Genomic DNA, 20,279 nt, shown 5'->3' on the forward strand with positions numbered 1-20,279 from the left:
GCGTTTCGGTCTCCGTCAGCGCCCGCCCGGCGCGGTGTGTTCTTGCAGGTCACGCACGGCACCAGCCTTGCGGCCGATGTCGGGTAACCCGAGTGGGTAATGGCCGTCGAAACAGGCACAGCACAGTTCCGACCTCTGCTGACGCGACGCGGCCACCATGTTTTCCACCGACACGTAGGCCAAGGAATCCGCGCCGATCGAGGCACGCACTCCCTCAACGACGTCATCTGGGTCAAACGCGTTAGCCACCAGTTCGTCGGGGGAGGCGAAGTCGATCCCATAAAAGCACGGCCATTTCACCGGCGGGGACGCAATGCGGACGTGGATCTCGGCCGCTCCGGCGTCGCGAAGCATCTTCACCAATGCGCGCTGGGTGTTGCCTCGCACGATGGAATCGTCGACAACAATGAGCCGCTTTCCGCGGATGACTTCGCGTAACGGGTTGAGCTTGAGGCGGATTCCCAGCTGACGGATGGTTTGTGAGGGCTCAATGAACGTGCGGCCAACATAGGCATTCTTGGTCAGCCCCTCGCCGAAGGGAATGCCCGAACCTTGTGCGTAACCAACGGCCGCCGGCGTTCCCGATGAGGGCACGGGGATAACCAAATCGCCGTCCACCGGGGCTTCCTCGGCAAGACGCCGGCCAATTTCCACGCGCGTCGCATTGACCGCACGGCCGCGGATCGTCGAATCCGGGCGGGCCAAATACACGTACTCGAACACGCATCCGCGATGCTGCGGGCGGGCAAAGTGGTGCGAATGCACGCCGTCGTCGTCGATAATAAGGAATTCTCCCGGCTCGACCTCACGAATAAAGCGGGCACCGACGATATCGAGGGCACAGGTTTCCGACGCGACAACCCAACCACGTTCCAGACGCCCCAAGCAGAGGGGGCGGACGCCGTGGGGATCGCGAGCGGCGTAGAGCTTTTCACCATCGGTGAAGGTCAGGCAGAAGGCGCCGCGAAGACGTGGGAGGAGTTCCTGGGCCGACTGGACCAGCGAGGTGTCCTCGTCGTGGTAGTACGCGAGCAACGCGCACATAACGTCGGAGTCGGTGGGGTCTGACGCGGGGTCAATCAGGCCATATGCTGCGGCTTCCCGACGCAGCTCGCCCTGGTTGATGAGGTTCCCGTTATGCCCGAGGGCGACGTCGCCACCGCTGCGAGCCGTGCGGAACATGGGCTGGGCATGCTCCCACCGAACACCGCCGGCCGTGGAATACCGCGTGTGACCGATGGCCACATGGCCTCTGAGAGCCGACAAGGTGGGCTCGTCGAAAACTTGCGACACCAAGCCGAGGTCCTTGAAAACTAGGATCTGCTGCCCGTCGCCGACGCCGATCCCTGCGGCTTCTTGCCCCCGGTGCTGCAGAGCGTACAAACCGTAGTAGGTGAGCTTCGCGGTCTCTTCCCCCGGCGCGTACACCCCGAAAACGCCACACTCTTCGTGCGGCTCGGTTTCACCGCGATCGTCGAGGTTGATTGGTGCGAATCCTCCACTAGGTACACCGGAATCGGCCTCCCAGGGCCCGGTCGTGAATGGCTCGCTCGAGGTGGGGGCATTGGCCTCTACACACCACGGATCAACACAATCAGTGCGCGACACGTCCCCCACTGTAATAACAATTGCTGGTTTTCCCAACTAAATCCCCACGATGCGGAGTGCAGGAGGGGTGCACGGGTGGCACCGCGGTGGGGTGCGTCGGCAATCAGACTCAGGCGGCCGCTACCGGACCTGAGGCAACCAGCGCGACACCTCTGCCGCGCGAGAACCCGAGAACTCTACCTCGGAGCTGCAGTCCTCCCACTCGACGATCCCCAGCGCGAGCCGAATCCACGTGAGGCCATCGGTTTCCACCACATTCGGCGGGGTTCCCCTGGTGTGACGTGGGCCTTCGATGCACTGCACCGCCGCAAACGGAGGAACGCGAACTTCCACGCTATGCCCGGGGGCGTCGGCTTCTAATGCCTTCAGACTCGTCCGGACCGCGCGGGCAATCACACTCCGCGGGGGGCGTTCGACGTTCTGCGGGTCCGTCGCCCAAGGCCTGACTTGTTCCAGGTCCGCCACCAACTGCTGCGCATCAATTCTCTTGGTCACGCACTAACTGTATCGCCACCCCTTACAATGCAAGAGTTACATAGTTCACTGCCCGCTGAGCGGGACCCGCATAAGCACCGACGCATCAATAAAGGAAACCATGACAACTAAGGACACAGGACACACCACCGACACCGCAGAATCCGGAGCGACAGCCGAGAAACCCCACGCGACCGGTCGACGCAACAACAGCGTCACGCTACGGTTCCTCGCAGCCCCCAATGACATCCTGCTCGCGGGTGCGATGGGTGTGCACGGCGGGCGCGTTCTCGAGTGGATCGACAAAGCTGCCTACGCGTGCGCCGTCGGCTGGTCAGGGGCCTACTGTGTCACGGCATACGTCGGGCATATTCACTTCACCCGCCCGATCCCATCCGGGCACCTCGTCGAGGTGAAATCCACCATCGCCTACACCGGGCGATCGTCGATGCACATTGTGAACGAAGTCTTCTCCGCCGACCCCCGCGACGGCTCCTTCAGCCGCGCCTGCGACTGCCTGGTCATCTTCGTCGCGCTGGACGAGCACGGAAAATCCATCCCCGTCCCCACCTGGACCCCCACCACAGATGAAGAGATCCGAGTTCGGGACGCCGCCCTCTCCCGCGTCGACCTGCGCAAAGCCATCGAAGACGAGATGCTGAAACAGACGTACACGGAGGACTCGACGGCCCCGGAGCTGGTCACTCGGTTTATGGCGAAGCCCCAAGATGTCAACTGGGGTGGCAAGGTCCACGGTGGCACCGCGATGGCATGGATCGACGAAGCAGCCACCGCCTGCACGATGGAATTCGCTGGTCATCGCACTGTGGCGGTCTATGCGGGCGGCATTCGGTTTTACCGGCCGATCCAGATCGGGGATCTCATTGAAGCCGACGCCCGGATCATCCGCACCGACACGCGTTCCATGCAAACTAGTGTTCACGTTTACGCTGGCGACCCGCGGGAAGGCCGCAGCGGAATGAAACTAGCGATCCACGCCTCGGCCGCTTATATGGGTATCGACGAGGACGGGAACCCGCTGGCTGCGCGCCACTTCACTCCTACGACGGAGGAGGATAAGCGCCTCGCCGAACACGCGGAGACGCTGCGTAATTTGCGTGCCGAGTACTCCCCTCACCCGCTTGTGCCACAAAATCCGATCTCGAGGCGGATTCAGTAAGGCGGTCGATGGTATGCGTTCGATGAGGCGCGGGGCGGGAAGTTGGGCTCTGGCGATGGCGACTCGCTAGAACCCCGGCAACCCCGAGCGTTATGAGCTCTTCTCCTGGGTGAGGTCATAAACGGTCACACCGTCGACAGTCGTAGCAGTGAAGTGCTCCTTCACCCATGACGTGATCTCGTTGTTCCCGCCAGGGGCGCCGCCCTGACCAGAATCAGCGATGAAGAAGTGAATCTTCTTCTCCGAGACCAGCTTCTTGAACTGATCCAAGGTCGGAGCATCATCGCTGCCGCTGAAGCCACCGATCGGCATGACATCCGTGTCCGTCGCCAACTGGTAGCTGGCCGCGCCTTGCGAACCGATCGTCGCCGCGGACCACTTGTACTTGTCCGAATCTTCCTTCAGCTTGTTCTTCAGAGTCTCACTGACAGCCATCTGACCCGGGCCACCCGGCGACGACGCTCCGCCCTGCTTACCAACTGAAGCCGACGATCCACCTTTTCCATCCGATTTTCCATCCGACGAGTCGCCCGGCATACCGTTACTCGAGTTATCCGACGTCGAGCCACTGCCATTAGGCCCGCCAGGCATACCCTGGCCATTGCCACCGTTCGGTGGGGTGCCGCCGGGACCGCCGTTCTGACCGTCACCGGGCATCTGTCCAGGCGAGGAAGCACCTTCTTGGCCGTTGCCGGATTGACCATCAGTAGCGCCTTGGCCGTCGCCAGTATTTTGACCGTCGGCACCTTGTCCGTCGGCACCGCCTCGACCGTCGGTTCCATTTTGGCCACCGGGACCACCGCCACCTGGGCCTCCCATTCCGGAATCGGATTTCGGCCCGGCCGCGACGACCGAACCGGTATTGGCGTGGGCGATGGTGTACGCACTGTACGCACTCGGTCCCGCGAGCATCGCAGCTGCGACAACACCGACGACGCCCACCCGGAGTGACAGGACACCTGCGGAAAGCTTCGACGACGCAGATCCGTCTGCGTGCCGACGAGCCCCTGCCGCGGACACCCACGGCAAAGCGAACCATCCCGATGCACCGATAACGGTGGCGACGAGAATAGCCCACGGTAACCACGTCGGGAATGAATCGGACGCACGACGAAGGACGCCGAATGCCGTCACACCGGACGCGAGGATAGCGACGGCGCTCACGGCACGAACCCACAGGCGGTCGCGGTGCTGCCATGCATCGGCCGCGCCCATGCCGACCAGTCCAGCCATCGGAGGAACCATGGCCACGGTGTAGTACTGGTGCATCGTGCCCTCCATGAAGCTGAACGTCCCGGCACACATGAGCAGCCAGACGCCAAGGCCGATGTACAGGCCGCGTTTCGTGTTCTTCAGAGGTACTCGCCCACACAGCACAATCCCCATCACGAGGGCGATCAGCGCTGCAATGAATAGCCACGTAGCTTGGCCACCTAACTGTTCGTTAAACAGTCGGAGGATGCTCGGCTCACCAGAGAACGTCGGGCCACCATGGCCACCGCCACCTGGGGATCCACCTTGCGGCATGTTACCCATCTGCCCAGAACTTCCAGCCTGACCCATGCCGCTACTGGCAGCAGAAGCAGCGCCCTGAGCAGCGTCGGAAACCGAACTTCCCCCTTGGCCGGCACCACCGGGACCGCCACCTGCGCCACCGCCTGGGGCACTGCCGTTGCCGCTGAGCCGGCTGAATCCGTTATATCCGAGGGTCAACTCCCAAATAGAGTTGTTAGTCGAGCCACCGATATAGGGCCGTGACGACGATGGCCACAAAGCGACTGCCACGATGTACCAGCCAGCGGAAACAATCATGGCGGCAACGGTGGCAAGGCTTTGCCCCAGCTTGACCTTCCAGGAACGCGGGGAAACCACCGCTAAAAGGACGACGAGCGCGGGAATGATCAGCAAAACTTCGCCCTGCTTTGCCAAGAAACCAAGGCCGACGAAGACGCCGGTTAACACGGCCCAGCGCCATTTACCGGTTTCCACGCAACGCATGGCCGCCCAGATGGAACACGTCATGAGGAGGACGAGCATCGCGTCGGGGTTGTTGAAGCGGAACATCAGCACCGCGACTGGGGTGAGGGCCAGCACAATTCCCGACACAAAGGCTGCTGTCGACCCGGCATAGCGCCGGACCGTGGCCCATAGGACGGCAACGGATGCCACACCCAGAAGTGCGTACGGCAACAGGACGGACCATGAATTTAAGCCAAAAATCTTGATGGCTAAGGCTGAAGGCCACAGTGATAGTGGAGTTTTGTCGACGGTAATGGTGTTGCCCCAGTCCGATGAACCGAAGAGAAATGCGGTCCAATTCTTTGACCCTGCTTGGCTGGCGGCAGCATAAAAGTCATTGCCATAGTTGTTGTTATCCAGTTCCCACATGAAAAGGAATGCTGAGCCTAGTAATAAGGCTATGAATCCAGCTAATTCTTTTCCACGCGGGAAGCCCTGAACCTGGGCACGAATCCCCGACTTCGTGGCGTTTTCCTTGGGGTTCGACCCCTGTGGGACGCCGGCGTGATGCTGTCTGCGATGAGTTGTCTCACTATGACTGCCACCAGCTCCTTTCACCATGCTCATCGTCATTTCTTTCTCCTCATTCTCGTCACATCTTTTCCACACAATCCGCATACGTCATCGGTTGTCATGTGATGCTCCTTATTCTTTAATCTGGTCGGTCATGACACGGCCTTGTCGTGACTCCAACGACTGCATAGCAATCCGATTCGACATACCGTGCAATGGATATTTGCCTGTCATATATCTCTCGTATTTGTCCTTGTTCAGCACGTGTTTTACATTCCACTCCCCGTGCGACGCCGACGTCGGAATGAATAGAAGTACGCACGTAAAGCAACAAAACGGATGATCGTGGCGACGACGTTGGCCACTGTCAACACGATCAGCTCCGTCGTTGCCGAAGCGTGGGGATTCACCCACGACAACCCCACCAGGGATAACGACGTGACCAACCAGCACACAAGAAAAATAAACAAACCGCTGAGCTGATCTTTGGCCGCGTTTTTACGACCGGATATACCAAAGGTGAATGCCCTATTAGCCGCGGTATTTAAAACTGCCGTGATCAGAAGGCAAAGAAAGTTGTTAACCTGTGCGGGTAAAAACGCCGAGAAAGCCAAATAGAGGACGGCATACGCTACCGTCGAGGCGATTCCGACAACGCCGAATCGCCAGACATGCCTAAAAAACTCTGCTGGGGCTCCGGCCGGCCCCTCACCCCCTCCAATACCGGGGGTTCAGATGTCCTCGACGATCGACGGAACGAATCGAGATTAATCCGATGAGACGCAATGTTTCGTCTCACTCTCCACATTCCACGCAAATCCTGCAAAGCTGTTTCGACGACATTCACGCGCGAATCGGGATCGTCGGTCCAATCGACGGGGACCTCATGAATTCGGTACCCGGCTTTTTCTGCGAGGAGAAGCACTTCGGTATCAAAGAACCAATTGGGGTCTTCAACATGAGGCAAAATCGCGCGAGCAACGTCGGTACGCATTGCTTTAAAACCACATTGAGCGTCGGAGAAATGTGCTGACATCATGAGACGCAGCATGTGGTTATATGTCCGCGAAATAAATTCACGCTTTGAACCACGAACAACATTGGCTGAACGAGCTAACCGTGAACCGATAGCGATATCGGAATGATCAGAAACCAAAGGCGCTAATAACGGAAGCAAAGCATGCAGATCGGTGGAGAGATCTACATCCATATACGCCACAACATCGCATTCCGACTCCAGCCACACCTTCTTCAGCATCCGCCCGCGGCCTTTTTGGTCCAAATGGACCCGGCGAACCGACGGCAGCTGGCGCTCCAACTCACCGGCGACGATCCATGTGTTATCGATCGACGCATTATCAGCAATCGTGACCATCGTCGTGAATGGCACCAGGCTCGACAAACTCTCCACCAAGTGAGGGATCGAGGTGGGCAAGGACGTGGCCTCGTTGTACACAGGAATGACGATTTCCACCGTGGCCTGGCGCGGATTTGTTGGATGATAGGACTCAGCGTTCCCCTGAACTGAGTCACCCGGCGCGGCAGGCGTGCTCTCCCCCGTGGCAGATGAACTCTCCTGCGTGGCGGTGGACACCCGTGAAGCGACAGTTGAGTTCTCCGAATCGGCACGCGAATTCAACGTAGATACAGCGGAGCGGGTTTCACCAGAGGAGACTCCCCCAGCGACGGCACTGAGATCAGATGGCTGTGCCGTCGGTGCGAAGGAGCCGGGCTCGATAGTCGGATTCTTGGACTTACTGGTATACAGCGCATGAAATGTCATGGCCTATACTCAAGTATTCCCCGCTGGCAGGTTTGGAAAAATAACCTTTAGAAAATCTGTCACGGAAAGCTTAGATATTCTTCCCAGAAAAAGTTGAATATCTTATTCCACTACAGAGTTCGCACCCGCTGCGTGAGCAAAGAGCTTAGGCAACGTACTTGTCCAGGCGTCTCTCAATTCTGTCACGGGCAGCGTGATCTCATCTGCTTCACCAGTGCTAACCCTGACTCGTACCTGAGCGGACATTTCCTGTGAAGACCCACACGCTCGTGAGGTCACAGAACCCAACCGCAGCACAGGGATACCACAGCGTTTTGCAAGAGAAACTAGCTTATCGCCGTCTCCGTGAGCACAGGCGACCACGACTCGGTTAGCTGATTCCGAAAACAGCGCAACGCAGGGATCCGCGTGAACCTTGGACACATCCACGTCCATGCCGACGCCAGAGATCATCGCCATTTCGGCCAGGGCCTGCGCAAGTCCGCCTTCGGACAGGTCGTGCGCGGCAGTGACAACCCGCGGCGTATCGGGATCAGCCTGATCGCAGAAGAAATCAGCCAGGGCCGACGTCGCTGCCAAATCCACCTGCGGGGGAAGCCCCGAGAGAGCATTATGCTCCACCTGCTGCCAGATGGAACCGCCCAGCTCATCATGGGTTTCACCCAAGAGATACAGCTCTTCGAACTGGTCATTGGCCGACGTCGACTCCGACGTCGAAGAATCATCACCGGCATCCGATTCGCTCTCGGGGAAGGCCGAGCGTTCCGTCGTCAAGCCCCCAAGGAGGTGGTTGATGTGGTGATCCACCGAGGTCACGACGCCCGCAACACCCACGAGCGGCGTCGGCAAGATCGCTTCCGACCCGGTCTGGTTGTAGAACGACACGTTGCCGCCCGACACGGGAATGCCCAGTTCACGGGCACCATCGGCAAGGCCATGCACGGCCTCACGGAACTGCCACATGACGGCAGGGTCCTCCGGGGAACCGAAGTTCAGGCAGTTGGTCACCGCCACCGGACGGGCGCCCGTCACAACGACGTTGCGGTAGGCCTCCGCCAACGCTAAGCGGGCCCCCATGTTCGGATCGAGCTTCGTGTACCGTCCCGACGCATCCGCCGACACAGCGACACCGCGACCAGTGGATTCGTCGATACGCAACACACCGGCGTCGGCGTTTTGCGCCTCCACCGTATTACCCATGACGTAGCGGTCGTACTGCTCGGTGATGAAGGCGCGGGAACACAGCGCAGGGGAAGCAACCATACGCAGCCACGTCTCACGCAACTCGCCGGCACCCTGAGGACGGGCGAACCCCTTCGCTTCGACACCCGATTCTTGCAGCTCATCCTGCCAATCCGGGCGCTCATAGGGGCGATCATAGACGGGTCCCTGATGGGCAATCGTGTGTGCCGGCGCATCCACCACAACCTGGCCGTGGTGGTGAATGATCAAATGATCACCATCCGTGACCTCGCCGATCTCCGCGCAGGTCACATCCCAATGGGCGCAGATCTCCCGGAAACGATCAACATTTTCCGGGGTGACGACGGCACACATGCGCTCCTGGGACTCCGACGAGAGGATCTCGGCGGCGGTCATGTTCTCCGCGCGCAGCGGTACCGCGTCGAGGTTGACCTCCATGCCACCGTCCCCGGCCGCAGCCAACTCGGACGTTGCGCAGGACAGTCCTGCACCACCCAAGTCCTGAATACCCACGACGATCCCGGCGTGATACAAATCCAGGCAACATTCGATGAGGACCTTTTCAGCAAAGGGGTCACCCACCTGAACCGACGGCAACTTTCGCTCGGCACCATCTTCGAAAGTGTCGGACGCTAATACGGACACTCCACCAATGCCGTCCAGTCCCGTTCGGGAACCGAATAGCATCACTTTGTTCCCCTTACCAGAGGCGAAGGCCAGTTTGAGATCGTCAACTTTCAACGTCCCAATGCACAAAGCATTCACCAAAGGATTCCCGGCATAGGACTCATCGAAGACGGTTTCACCACCGATATTCGGCAAGCCCAGGCAGTTACCGTAACCGCCCACGCCGTCAATCACACCGGGAAGAACGCGCTGCGTATCCGCCGCATCGGCCGGGCCGAAACGCAGCTGGTCCATGACGGCAATCGGACGCGCGCCCATGGCCATGATGTCGCGAACAATTCCGCCGACGCCCGTCGCCGCGCCCTGATGTGGTTCGACATAGGAGGGGTGATTGTGCGATTCCACGCGGAAAGTCACGGCGTTGCCGTCGCCAATGTCAATTACGCCGGCGTTTTCGCCAATGCCGGCCAGAATTTTCGACGACATTTCTTTTGTCATCGTTTCGCCAAAGTAACGAAGATGCACTTTGGAGGACTTATAAGAACAGTGCTCCGACCACATGACGGAATACATTGCTAATTCCGCATCGGTGGGACGTCGGCCCAAAATATCTTTAATTCGGGCGTATTCATCGTCCTTCAAACCCAAAGACGCATAGGGTTGCGACGCATCCGGATCCGACTGAGCAGCAGCAACCGTGTCATTTACCTGAGCAGCCGTAAAACTTTCGACCGCGTTATCAGCGGCCGCATTATCAGCGCCCGCGTCGGCGCGCGCAGTCTCTGTGGACTTGGGCATCTGATTATCCTCGGCATTCATGTCAGTCTTATTCGTTTGGTTCGTATTCGTTTGGTTCACCATCGCTTACACTCCCACCGAATCAAGAACCGAATGAATCAAACCCAACCCATCCGTTGACGGGCCCGTCAGCAACTCCACCGCGTGCTCCGGGTGCGGCATGAGCCCGACGACGCGACCGTCGGCACTAGACACTCCAGCAATGGCATTGACTGAACCATTGAAATTATCGGTATATCGAAAAACGACGCGACCTTCGTCTTCCAACTGGGAAATCGTCTCCGCGGGCGCTTGGAAACGGCCCTCACCGTGCTTGGCCGGGACCAAAATCTTCTGGCCCTGCGTGAAACCGGCAGTCCACGGGGTGGATGTGCGTTCCACCTTCAAGTATGTGTCCACACAATGAAAATGCAGGCCCTTATTCCTGGTTAACGCTCCTGGAAGAAGGCCTGCCTCTTGCAAAATCTGGAACCCGTTGCAAATACCTAGCACGGGAAGTCCCTGGCGAGCTCGACGCACGACCTCACCCATCACCGGCGCTAAGCTTGCCAAAGCGCCTGCTCGGAGGTAATCCCCGTACGAAAAGCCGCCCGGCACGATCACAGCATCGACGCCTTTCAGGTCGGCGTCGGCGTGCCATAAGTGCACCACCTCGGCGCCACCCAATCGGGCAGCGCGGGCAGCGTCGCCGTCGTCGAGGGTGCCGGGGAATGTCACCACACCAATACGTGGCATTAGTTGGCCCCCTCGTTCGCGCTGGTTGAGGCCACGGGGGTGGCGTCGGAATCGTCGGCACGCTCGGCAACGACGTCATAATCCTCAATGACGGTATTGGCCAGAAGCGTCGATGCCAACCGGTCCAGCTCCTCGTCGGATACTGAACCGTCGACATCCAGCTCAAACCGCTTGCCTTGCCGGACGTCGCGAATCCCATTCACCCCGATTCGCCCCAACGCACGCAGAACCGCTTGCCCCTGCGGATCCAAAATCTCGGTCTTCGGCATGACATTGACAACAACTCGAGCCACAGTGGCGCTCCCTATCAGGTCAGTTGACTACACCACCGACAACATTACCGAATAGTTGGGGAACTCAACCAATTGAAAAGCCAGCTAGAGAGGGAGGTTGTCCTCAATCAGATCCAGGAGGGCATCATCTTCAGGATCAACATCGCTGCGGAACCGGCCCAGGACCTCCCCCGAATCGGACAGAACAAATTTCTCAAAGTTCCACTTCACGTCGCCCGCTTCGCCATTGTTATCAGCGGTTTTCTTCAGCTCGGTGTAGAGCGGGTGCTCGTTGCCACCATTCACATCCGTCTTGCTCAGCAGTGGGAATGTCACACCAAATTTCGACGATGCGAACTCCTTGATCTCCTCATTCGAGCCGGGTTCTTGTTCACCGAACTGGTTGCAGGGAACGCCGATGACAAAGAAACCGCGGGCCGCGTATTCCTCAAAAATGTGCTCGAGAGCTTCATATTGCGGTGTAAAACCGCATTCACTAGCTACGTTCACAATTAAAAGAACGTGGCCCTCCCACGAGCGCAGCGTTGTTTCTTTGCCGTCGATCGTCGTTACTGGGATGTCATAAATACTCATACCCCCAGAGTACGCGTGTCTGGGGGCAGAATATCTATAAATATTTAGGCGTATTTAGAGGAATTTAGGTGTATTTAGGTGCGCTGATACTCGTCGACATCCACCTGAGGCGTGGGCTGAAGTTTGTCGGCGGGGTTCTTCACGGAAGGATTACGCAGGTTCACATCCGACTCCATATCCTCCGGAGTCTCCACATACGGAATCTCCCCGGACAACACGGCGTTAACACGGTTTCTATCGACCGTGTGTGTCCAGACGCCCACAACCAGCGTCGCGACGGAGTTGCCGGCGAAGTTCGTCAAAGCCCTCGCTTCAGACATGAAGCGGTCGATACCAGCGATGATCCCGACACCGTCCAACAGCTCAGCCCGGTGTGCCTGCAGTCCACCAGCCAGAGTTGCTAGCCCGGCACCCGAGACACCAGCGGCACCCTTGGATGCAATCATCATGAACACCAAAAGCCCAATTTGCTCACCCAAGTTAAGGGGTTTGTGCATAGCGTCGGAAATAAAAATCGACGCCATCGTGAGGTAAATTGCTGTGCCGTCCAAATTGAACGAATAGCCGGTCGGAACGACGATACCCACGGTTGATTTATCAACACCCACGTGTTCCATCTTGCGAATCAACGTGGGAAGCGCGGACTCCGACGACGAGGTTGCGAAAATGAGGAGATACTCGCGGGCTAAATACTTCACTAACTTGAAGATATTGAAACGGGTAAAGGCATAGAGAACCAGACCTAATACGCCGAAGATGAAAATCACGCAGGTGACGTAAAAGCAGAGCATCAACAAAACGAGCTGCTTGACGGCGTCGAGGCCGGTGGACCCCACAACCCAGGAAATGGCGCCGAAAGCACCAATAGGGGCTGTCCACAGAACCATCATCAGAACTTTAAAAACAAGCTTTTGAACCTGAGCAATGGCGGATAATAAAGGCTCCCCCGCTTTGCCCATCGACTGAATAGCAAAGCCACACAGGAGTGCAATAAACAAGGCCTGAAGAACAGAACCACTGGTCAACGAGGAAAATAGCGTGTCCGGGATAACGGACATAACGAACCCGCTCAGCCCATGAGCGGCTTCTTTGTTGTTATCGACAAACGACATTCCCGACCCAGCCTCTGGCATTGCCAAGCTGGATCCGGGCTTAACAATATTGCCGACGACGAGACCTATCGCCAGGGCGAACGTCGACATGACGATGAAGTACACCAGCGAAATTGCGCCGGCCCGCCCCACCGATGCAGCTGCTCGAACGGAGCCGATCCCCAGCACGATCGTGCAGAAAATGACGGGCGCGATCATCATTTTGATCAACGCGACAAAGAGTTTTCCTAATAACTCGAATTTGACCGCCACGTCTGGAGCAACAAGCCCCAGAATGACGCCCGCAAGAACGGCAACAATGACAGAGATATAAAGCCAGTGGGACTTATCTTTTTTCTCTTTTTTGGGTTCGACGATCCGAACTGGAGAGGAGCTCATGAGCTGAGATGCTACAGCCGGGTTCCCCTGTGTGGGTAATCATTATCGAATAAGATTACCCCCGAACCAGAACACCCGGCCGCTACGATGTGAGGGATTGATATTCCTCGTCCGAGACGGGCTCCAGCCACTCGTTGCTGGTCTCTTCCCCAGGCACCGAGATAGCGATATGGGAAAACCAACTATCCGCCTTAGCGCCGTGCCAATGCTTCACATTTGGCGGAATGACCACTGTGGAACCTTCCGTCATGCTGACGGGGGCCTTGCCCTCTTCCTGGTACCAGCCTTCTCCCGCGGTGCACATCAGGATCTGGCCACCCCCGCGCCGGGCGTGGTGAATATGCCAGTTATTCCTGCATCCAGGTTCAAAGGTCACATTGGCGATTCCCAAGTTCGCCTCATCAAGCTGGGTGATGGGTTGTAAAAATGACTTCCCGACGAAGTATTCGGCAAATGCATCGTTGGATTCGCCTGTGCCAAACTTGTTGACTTTGTCGAATTCGTCTTTATTGGTGGTTTTCATGTTTATGACTCCTTGTCGTCGTTTTCTGAAGCATCATTTTTGGCCTGGCTATTAATCGCGGCCAGGGCATTAAGACTCCTTGGGAAACCAATCCAGGGCACGCAGACCGCCAGAGCACCCAGGAGAATTGCGCGATCATTCCCCACTGCGAGGTTCCCCGAAACATGGGCCCGAGCTTGCGGGTCACAGCCGCCTAAGGAAATGATGGCCACCCACGTCAACAATTCCCGGTCAGCAAGACTTAGCGTTTTCCGGGTGTATGTATCACCGAAGCAATAAGCTGACAAAGCATCTTGGATGAAACCTTCATCCTCAGGTGCATTCTCACGCATTGCGTCGATTCCGTCGCCAAACATTGCTTTCTGCGCGGCAATTCCTTTGGCCAGGCGGTCGTCCTCGGTCACCGTCGATTGGTTGCTGACGGGAGCGTTGACAAGTTTGTCTAGCTCCTGCAGTCCGCGGCGGGCGGGACTGATCCCAACGTAGGGCGCTATTTGGTGGAAAACTTCCTGCAGCTCTTCCACTGCAACACCTAGATGAAGGCCTGCTCTCAATAATGCGGATAGTTCATCGCTGCCACTCGCGGCCACGCACGCTACGCTGACCAAGATCTTGCGACGGTCATCGAGCTCAACCGCAGACCACATCTCGCCAAAAGCAAACCGGTCGGTGATCTGGTTAAACTCGTCGCCCACCCGCGCTGAGGATTCCAGCGCCGAATAGTCGTGGTCGAAGACTTCACGGAATACGTCGGGTATGGATCGATCGGTATGGCGTTGGTCTGGCTGTGAGTCTGCATCTTGTTGTGAAGCTGACATGGTGACCTCCTATCACGTGGTGCCAGTCATATTCACACGACGCTCCCTCATGCACAATGAACACAAAGGGTGTATGTGTCGAATAATCAACACTCTATGCCGAAGTGGTGATTATGCACGTAGCGATGATGGAGGCGCGATGACCAACACTGCCGAACGCGACGGTTCGCTCGACAGCTCTACAGAGCAGGGCCGTCCCCAGAGCCGTGTCGATCGTCGTGTTGTCAAAACACAAGCGGCTATCCATTGTGCGTTAGAAGAGCTCGTCTGCGAAAAACCTCCGCATCGAATTACTGTTGCGGAAATTACCCGGCGCGCAAATATTCACCGGAAAACATTTTACTTGCATTACAACTCGGTGGATGAACTCTTTCGCGAGGAATTGGAATCAATGAAGCAAGACTATGCAGATACTATTGATTCAATTCCTCCGACAATGACTATTGCCGACATCAACCGCGTATTTTTCGACTTCTCCACGCGGCAAGGGCCTTTATTCGAACAGCTCGTGGTGTCTCCCGAATATCGGCACTATGCCGAACGTTTCTTCCACATGAATCTCGTCCATAATCGGGCACGGCATAATCCGTATGCGCATCTTTCCCGTGAACAGCAAAACACCATCAATACTTTTCTAGTAGCCGGCACATTGGATATGTACCGTCAGTGGATTGCCGATGGTAAAACGATGCCCCTCGATGAGCTGGTCACGCTCAGCACACAGTTGCTCAGTCATGGCGCAGCTCAGTTTCGAGAGTGACGGAGTTTAAACGGCAGCATCCTCACCGACGCCAGCACGGCGAATCATCCAGGCATATTCAAACGCGGTCTGTTTCCACTGCTCATAGCGACCGGAAACCCCGCCGTGGCCCGCGATCATCTCAGTCTTCAGACAGACGTCAGCCTGTGGAACAGTCGCGCGAATCTTAGCAACCCACTTGGCTGGTTCCACGTACAGCACTCGCGTATCGTTCAGGCTGGTCAACGCGAGAATAGGCGGGTAGGTGTTCTCTGCCGACACGTTGTCATACGGAGCATACGATGCCATGTAGTCGTACACTTCGGGATCGTGGAGGGGGTCACCCCATTCATCCCACTCGATCACGGTCAACGGAAGCTCCGGCATCAGGATCGACGTCAGGGGGTCGACGAACGGAACGACGGCTTCAATCCCAGCGAACCGGTCCCCCGCCATATTGGCGACAGCACCCATCAACAGTCCGCCGGCCGATCCCCCGAGCGCAACCATGTGCTTGTTGTCAGTCACGTTCCTGCTGATCAAGTCATCAGCAACGTCAATGAAGTCGTAGAACGTGTTCTTCTTAGCCAACGTTTTGCCGTTGTCGTACCAGGATCGGCCCATCTCTCCACCACCCCGAACATGCGCAATGGCGAACACGATGCCCCTATCAAGCAACGACAGGCGAGCGATCGAGAACGCGGGGTCCATCGACGCTTCATATGATCCGTAACCATAAAGAATCGTCGGATGAGGGCCGTCGGTGGGGAGACCGTCGGAATCGGCCTTCCCTTCAAGATCCGCTCGATAAGTCAACGAGACCGGGACTTTCGCGCCGTCCCGGGCTGTTGTCCACATCCGGCGCGCGACGTAGGCAGACGGGTCATATCCGCCCTTCACGATCCGCTGCTTGCGTACCAACCGCTCGCCCGTCGCCAAGTCGTAGTCAAAAACCAGGCCGGGCGTCACAAACGACTCGTAGGCCATGCGGATATACGGGGACTCCCACTCGGCATTTCCCCCGGTACCGGCACTGTAAAGTTCCTCATCAAAATCGATAGGCTCGAGATTCCCAACGGTGCCGTCGACAAACGAAAAAAGCCCCAACTTGTTAATGGCGTTCTCGCGGTAGCCCACAACCATGTGCTGCGCGAACACATCCATTCCTTCGATGCGACGGCCTTGCTTGTGTGGGATCACAACGTCCAGGTCGTCCAGGCTGGTCAGCGGCGCGGCACTGGCCATGCCGAGCTCAAAGTCCGCGCCATGCGCGTTATGCAGCACAATCCAGCGGTCGTCCCCACCGATAACGGCATGATCAACGTCATACTGCACGCCCGTACGCCGCGGCAAGATGCACTGCAATTCACCCATCACACGCTCGGGGTCAACCGTCTTCGACTTCCCGTCACCGGTGGCCCCCAGGTCCAGGAACCACACTTCGGAGGTGACTTTGGATCCAACTTCGACAAAAAGGTACTTCTCTGAGCGGGTTGTTCCGCACCCAACCCAGAAGCGCTCGTCCTCCTCACGAAAAATGCACACGTCCTGGTCCGTCGGGGTGCCGACGCGGTGACGCCAGACCTCGTTCGGGCGCCAGGAATCGTCGACACGCTCATAAAACAACCACTCCGAACCGACCCATGTGGCTCCATACCCGATGCCATCGATAGCGTCGTCAAGAAGCTCACCTGTCCGGAGATCCTTAATGCGCAGGTCAAAACGCTCGTCACCTGTCGTATCCGTGGAATAAGCCAAATAGTTTCCGTCCACCGAAACACTCGACGCACCGAGCGAAAAGAACTCTGCCCCCTCGGCCAGGACATTGGAATCAAGAATGATCTGTTCATTCTCGGGCGCGGACTCGGCATCAATTGCCGGCGGAGTCCAATCCTTCGTTTTGTCCCCCGTTGAGGACGCCGGAATGCGACACGATACCCCGTAGCTCTTCCCCTCGAGGCTGCGGCCGTAATACCACCAATCCCCCGAACGGACCGGAACGGACAAATCCGTCTCCTGCGTCCTGCTTTTAATCTCGTGGAAAATGGAATCCTGCAAAGGAGCTAAATCACGAGTACGGGCCTCCGTGTACTCGTTTTCGGCCCGAAGATAAGCCAAGGTCTCGGGGCTTTCCTTATCCCTCAGCCATTCATAATTATCGACGACGTCGTGCCCATGATGCGAGCGCGTCGTCGAATGAGTATGCGCCGTCGGAGGGACCGGCACGCCCGAGGAACTGTACTGGAGGGAGCCCTCGTCGGGATCCGTGGAGGCTACATTGCGCGGTGGGTGAGTTGCGTTATGAGCATCATCAACGTGAGACATAGCCACCACCCTACTGTCCGACCCGGACACGATCATGTGATGGCGTCGAAAAGTAGGATTGAGCTGCGCGTATAGCGTGCCCGACGGGTCTTAGGTTGACGGTCTTACGCTGACGGGCCGATCCAGTCGGCGAACTTCAAGCCCGACACGCGTTCGTAGGCCTCCACGTACTTGTCGCGGGTGGCCTCCACGATCGATCCCGGAAGCGCTGGTGGTTGCACTCCGGATTCGCGGGACCAGCCGGACTTCGGGCCGATCAACCAGTTACGCAGGTACTGCTTGTCGAAGCTCGGTTGGCGGTGGCCCTCGCGGTAGCCTTCCTTGGGCCAGTACCGCGACGAATCGGGCGTGAGCACCTCATCCGCCAATTTCACGTTTCCGTCAGCGTCCACGCCGAACTCGAACTTGGTGTCGGCCAAGATCAGGCCACCCTCGTCGGCAATAGCAGCTGCTTGAGAGTAGAGCGACAGTGCTGCGTCACGGATCGTTTCCGCGCGACGCTCCCCCAGGTGCTCGAGAACGTAGTCATAATCGACGTTCTCGTCGTGGCTGCCGAACTCCGCCTTCGTCGCGGGAGTGAAAATGGGTTCTGGAAGCTTCGAGCCCTCAACTAAGCCTTCTGGAAGCTCGATGCCGCAAACCCGGCCGGTCTCGTTGTATTCCTTCAGGCCTGAGCCGGTCAGATAGCCTCGGGCAACGCACTCGAAGGGAATCATCTTGAGCTTTTCGCAGACTAGGGCGCGGCCCAACGCTTCCTCTGGAATCCGCTCATCGTCAACAGGGCCAACCAAATGGTTCGGCATATCAAGCTGCTCGAAAAAGAACGTGCTCATTGCGGTAAGGATTCTGCCCTTATCCGGGATTTGGGTATCCAGAATATAGTCGAACGCAGAAACACGATCCGACGCCACCATCAACAAAGTGTCGTCGTCAATTTCATAATTTTCGCGAACCTTTCCCGCGGAAAGGTGCTCATATGAAGAGAGTTCAGGGCGCATGGCCCGGTATGTTACTCCCCTGAACCCGAAAACCCGATTCATATCCCCACAATGGCGATTTACCGCGCTGTGCAGCGACGACCTCTCACCGGTTAACTGCTAACCAGTAAGCGCCTAACAGATAAACCGCTAACCGATTAACCGCGTAGCTCGGGCAACATCGGGAAGAGTGAGAACTAACGCCAGCCGCCAGGTGCCAAAATCGTGTCCGCCGGGGACCTCACGGAATGACGAGTCGATTCCAGCGCTCTGAGCCAACCCGTTCATATACTTCAAATCTCGAACGGACGACTTGTCAGACTGGCCGGCAACGAAGACACCTTTAATCCCCGTGAATTTTCTTCTCTTTAGGATATCTTCCGGATTGACCCGTAGATAAGCATTGAGGTTTCCCTCAAAATATGTATCCGCATTTTTTTTGGCCGACATCGTCCCCGGGGTGCGGTCGCCCGAAAAATCAAGGAAATAACGATACGGCTCCGGATTATTCACGATGGCCTGGAGCGCACATGTTCCGCCGTAGCTCAGACCACCAATGGCCCACTGGGTCGGATCATTGGACACCTGAAAATACTTTTGTATTTGTTGCGGAACGTCGGTATCCATATAGGTCTGCACTTTGGCTTTCTTTGTATCAAAGCACCCTAAATCCTCATCATCATTACCGGTCGTATTAATCGCCACAACCACGGGTGCCAAACCGTGGTGAACGCGCTCAAAATGATGAAGGGTCTGGCCCGCGTTGCCGATCTCAAACCACTGCGATGGGGAGCCCGGCAGGCCATTCATCAGGACAACGACCGGCAACAATGGCCGTGGATTCGCAAAATAGGCCGGCGGTAAATACACCTGAGACTCAGTCGTCTGGAAATGAGATACCGGCGACGGGATCATAAATGGAACAAGCACTCCCTTATTCCGCGGTGAAACCCCATTCCACGCTCCGGCGATCGTACTGCCCTGAGGAGGAGTGAACGGGGTCGACGTTCCCTTGACGTCGGCATATTGGGCGGTGGTGTACGGCTCCTTGCCAACCAGAGAATCGACCGACGGATACAGAGCAAAACTGTTATTCACCACATTGACGCACGCGACAGTGCCACAAGTGAACGCAACACACGCTCCGACGGCGTGCAGCACCGACTTCCAACTGATCGACGCCCACCGCTGCGAAAAAGTGGCGCGTGGCCTCGAAGAACGCGGCCCCGTCGCACGTGGCTCGGTCGCACGCAACTTCTTGAACCAGGGCACCAACCGGGTTCGACCCCTGGCGCAATGGGATCCGATCGCCAGGCCAATCAAAACGATGAGCGCCCAGCCTGCGACATACACCCCGATAGCGGTCCCGCCACCAAACGGCTTCCAGGTCTTTTCCAGGACCAGCCACACCAAGGCCGTCACCGTCGTCACGCTGCCGAGCAGCACACATGCCAGGCGGATGGCATAGCCGACGCTGCGGGCGCGTGCCGTCGATACGAAGAAGAAAGCCCACACCAGAATGATGACAACACCATTGACTAGTGAGGGCATCGTCCCCACGAGGGGAATGTCTCCAAGAATATGCACCGGCCCATCATACG

Annotated in this window: 15 protein-coding genes and 1 pseudogene; 2 read left to right on the top strand and 14 right to left on the bottom strand. The window is 57.5% G+C overall.

Going from position 1 to position 20,279, the window contains the following annotated elements:
- Positions 1–15: 15 nt before the first annotated feature.
- On the bottom strand, positions 16–1,629 hold the full coding sequence (purF, locus tag JMN36_RS07420; protein ID WP_370659573.1) for an amidophosphoribosyltransferase: 1,614 nt from the start codon (positions 1,627–1,629) through the stop codon (positions 16–18).
- A gap of 99 nt (positions 1,630–1,728) precedes the next feature.
- Positions 1,729–2,103, bottom strand: a complete 375-nt coding sequence (locus JMN36_RS07425) for a sterol carrier family protein (RefSeq protein ID WP_012731050.1) — start codon at positions 2,101–2,103, stop codon at positions 1,729–1,731.
- Positions 2,104–2,203: 100 nt separating this feature from the next.
- Between JMN36_RS07425 and JMN36_RS07430 the strand changes: the two genes are divergently transcribed.
- Positions 2,204–3,262 (top strand): acyl-CoA thioesterase, encoded by a 1,059-nt coding sequence (locus JMN36_RS07430; RefSeq protein WP_221924131.1) that lies wholly within the window; start codon positions 2,204–2,206, stop codon positions 3,260–3,262.
- A gap of 90 nt (positions 3,263–3,352) precedes the next feature.
- Here JMN36_RS07430 and JMN36_RS07435 read toward each other — a convergent pair whose 3' ends face one another.
- The 9 genes and pseudogenes from JMN36_RS07435 to JMN36_RS07480 all read right to left on the bottom strand — a co-directional run bounded on the left by JMN36_RS07435 (position 3,353) and on the right by JMN36_RS07480 (position 14,637).
- Positions 3,353–5,848, bottom strand: a complete 2,496-nt coding sequence (locus tag JMN36_RS07435) for an ArnT family glycosyltransferase (RefSeq protein WP_221924132.1) — start codon at positions 5,846–5,848, stop codon at positions 3,353–3,355.
- A gap of 215 nt (positions 5,849–6,063) precedes the next feature.
- Positions 6,064–7,388 (bottom strand): annotated as a pseudogene (locus JMN36_RS07445) (glycosyltransferase).
- A 291-nt stretch (positions 7,389–7,679) separates the two neighbouring features.
- Positions 7,680–10,268 carry a phosphoribosylformylglycinamidine synthase subunit PurL gene (gene purL, locus JMN36_RS07450; RefSeq protein ID WP_221924135.1) on the bottom strand — a complete coding sequence of 863 codons (2,589 nt, stop codon included), beginning with the start codon at positions 10,266–10,268 and terminating at the stop codon, positions 7,680–7,682.
- 3 nt (positions 10,269–10,271) lie between these two features.
- Complete coding sequence (gene purQ / locus JMN36_RS07455; RefSeq protein ID WP_221924136.1) at positions 10,272–10,940, bottom strand: phosphoribosylformylglycinamidine synthase subunit PurQ; 669 nt, start codon at positions 10,938–10,940, stop codon at positions 10,272–10,274.
- Complete coding sequence (gene purS / locus JMN36_RS07460; RefSeq protein ID WP_204088012.1) at positions 10,940–11,233, bottom strand: phosphoribosylformylglycinamidine synthase subunit PurS; 294 nt, start codon at positions 11,231–11,233, stop codon at positions 10,940–10,942. The genes purQ and purS overlap by 1 nt, the downstream gene beginning before the upstream one ends.
- A gap of 84 nt (positions 11,234–11,317) precedes the next feature.
- Entirely contained in the window at positions 11,318–11,806 is a 489-nt protein-coding gene (locus JMN36_RS07465) for a glutathione peroxidase (RefSeq protein ID WP_204088011.1), read from the bottom strand.
- Positions 11,807–11,880: 74 nt separating this feature from the next.
- Positions 11,881–13,296 (bottom strand): cation:dicarboxylate symporter family transporter, encoded by a 1,416-nt coding sequence (locus JMN36_RS07470; protein WP_204088010.1) that lies wholly within the window; start codon positions 13,294–13,296, stop codon positions 11,881–11,883.
- 82 nt (positions 13,297–13,378) lie between these two features.
- The gene (locus JMN36_RS07475) at positions 13,379–13,819 is read right to left on the bottom strand and encodes a cupin domain-containing protein (RefSeq protein ID WP_221924137.1); all 441 of its coding nucleotides are present in this window, start codon (positions 13,817–13,819) and stop codon (positions 13,379–13,381) included.
- Positions 13,820–13,821: 2 nt separating this feature from the next.
- On the bottom strand, positions 13,822–14,637 hold the full coding sequence (locus JMN36_RS07480) for a carboxymuconolactone decarboxylase family protein (protein ID WP_204088008.1): 816 nt from the start codon (positions 14,635–14,637) through the stop codon (positions 13,822–13,824).
- Between the two features lie 139 nt (positions 14,638–14,776).
- Between JMN36_RS07480 and JMN36_RS07485 the strand changes: the two genes are divergently transcribed.
- Positions 14,777–15,397 carry a TetR/AcrR family transcriptional regulator gene (locus tag JMN36_RS07485; RefSeq protein WP_204088007.1) on the top strand — a complete coding sequence of 207 codons (621 nt, stop codon included), beginning with the start codon at positions 14,777–14,779 and terminating at the stop codon, positions 15,395–15,397.
- 6 nt (positions 15,398–15,403) lie between these two features.
- On the opposite strand, the gene JMN36_RS07490 is transcribed toward JMN36_RS07485, so the two are convergent.
- The 3 genes from JMN36_RS07490 to JMN36_RS11005 form a co-directional block, all read right to left on the bottom strand.
- Positions 15,404–17,701, bottom strand: coding sequence for a S9 family peptidase (locus JMN36_RS07490; protein ID WP_236881743.1), 2,298 nt, complete (start codon positions 17,699–17,701; stop codon positions 15,404–15,406).
- Positions 17,702–17,805: 104 nt separating this feature from the next.
- The gene (locus JMN36_RS07495; RefSeq protein ID WP_046205277.1) at positions 17,806–18,699 is read right to left on the bottom strand and encodes a phosphoribosylaminoimidazolesuccinocarboxamide synthase; all 894 of its coding nucleotides are present in this window, start codon (positions 18,697–18,699) and stop codon (positions 17,806–17,808) included.
- A 129-nt stretch (positions 18,700–18,828) separates the two neighbouring features.
- Positions 18,829–20,265: an alpha/beta hydrolase gene (locus JMN36_RS11005; protein ID WP_221924138.1), complete on the bottom strand. Its 1,437-nt coding sequence runs from the start codon at positions 20,263–20,265 to the stop codon at positions 18,829–18,831.
- Positions 20,266–20,279: the final 14 nt, after the last annotated feature.

The organism is Corynebacterium pseudokroppenstedtii, assembly GCF_019754945.1.
Taxonomy (GTDB): domain Bacteria; phylum Actinomycetota; class Actinomycetes; order Mycobacteriales; family Mycobacteriaceae; genus Corynebacterium; species Corynebacterium pseudokroppenstedtii.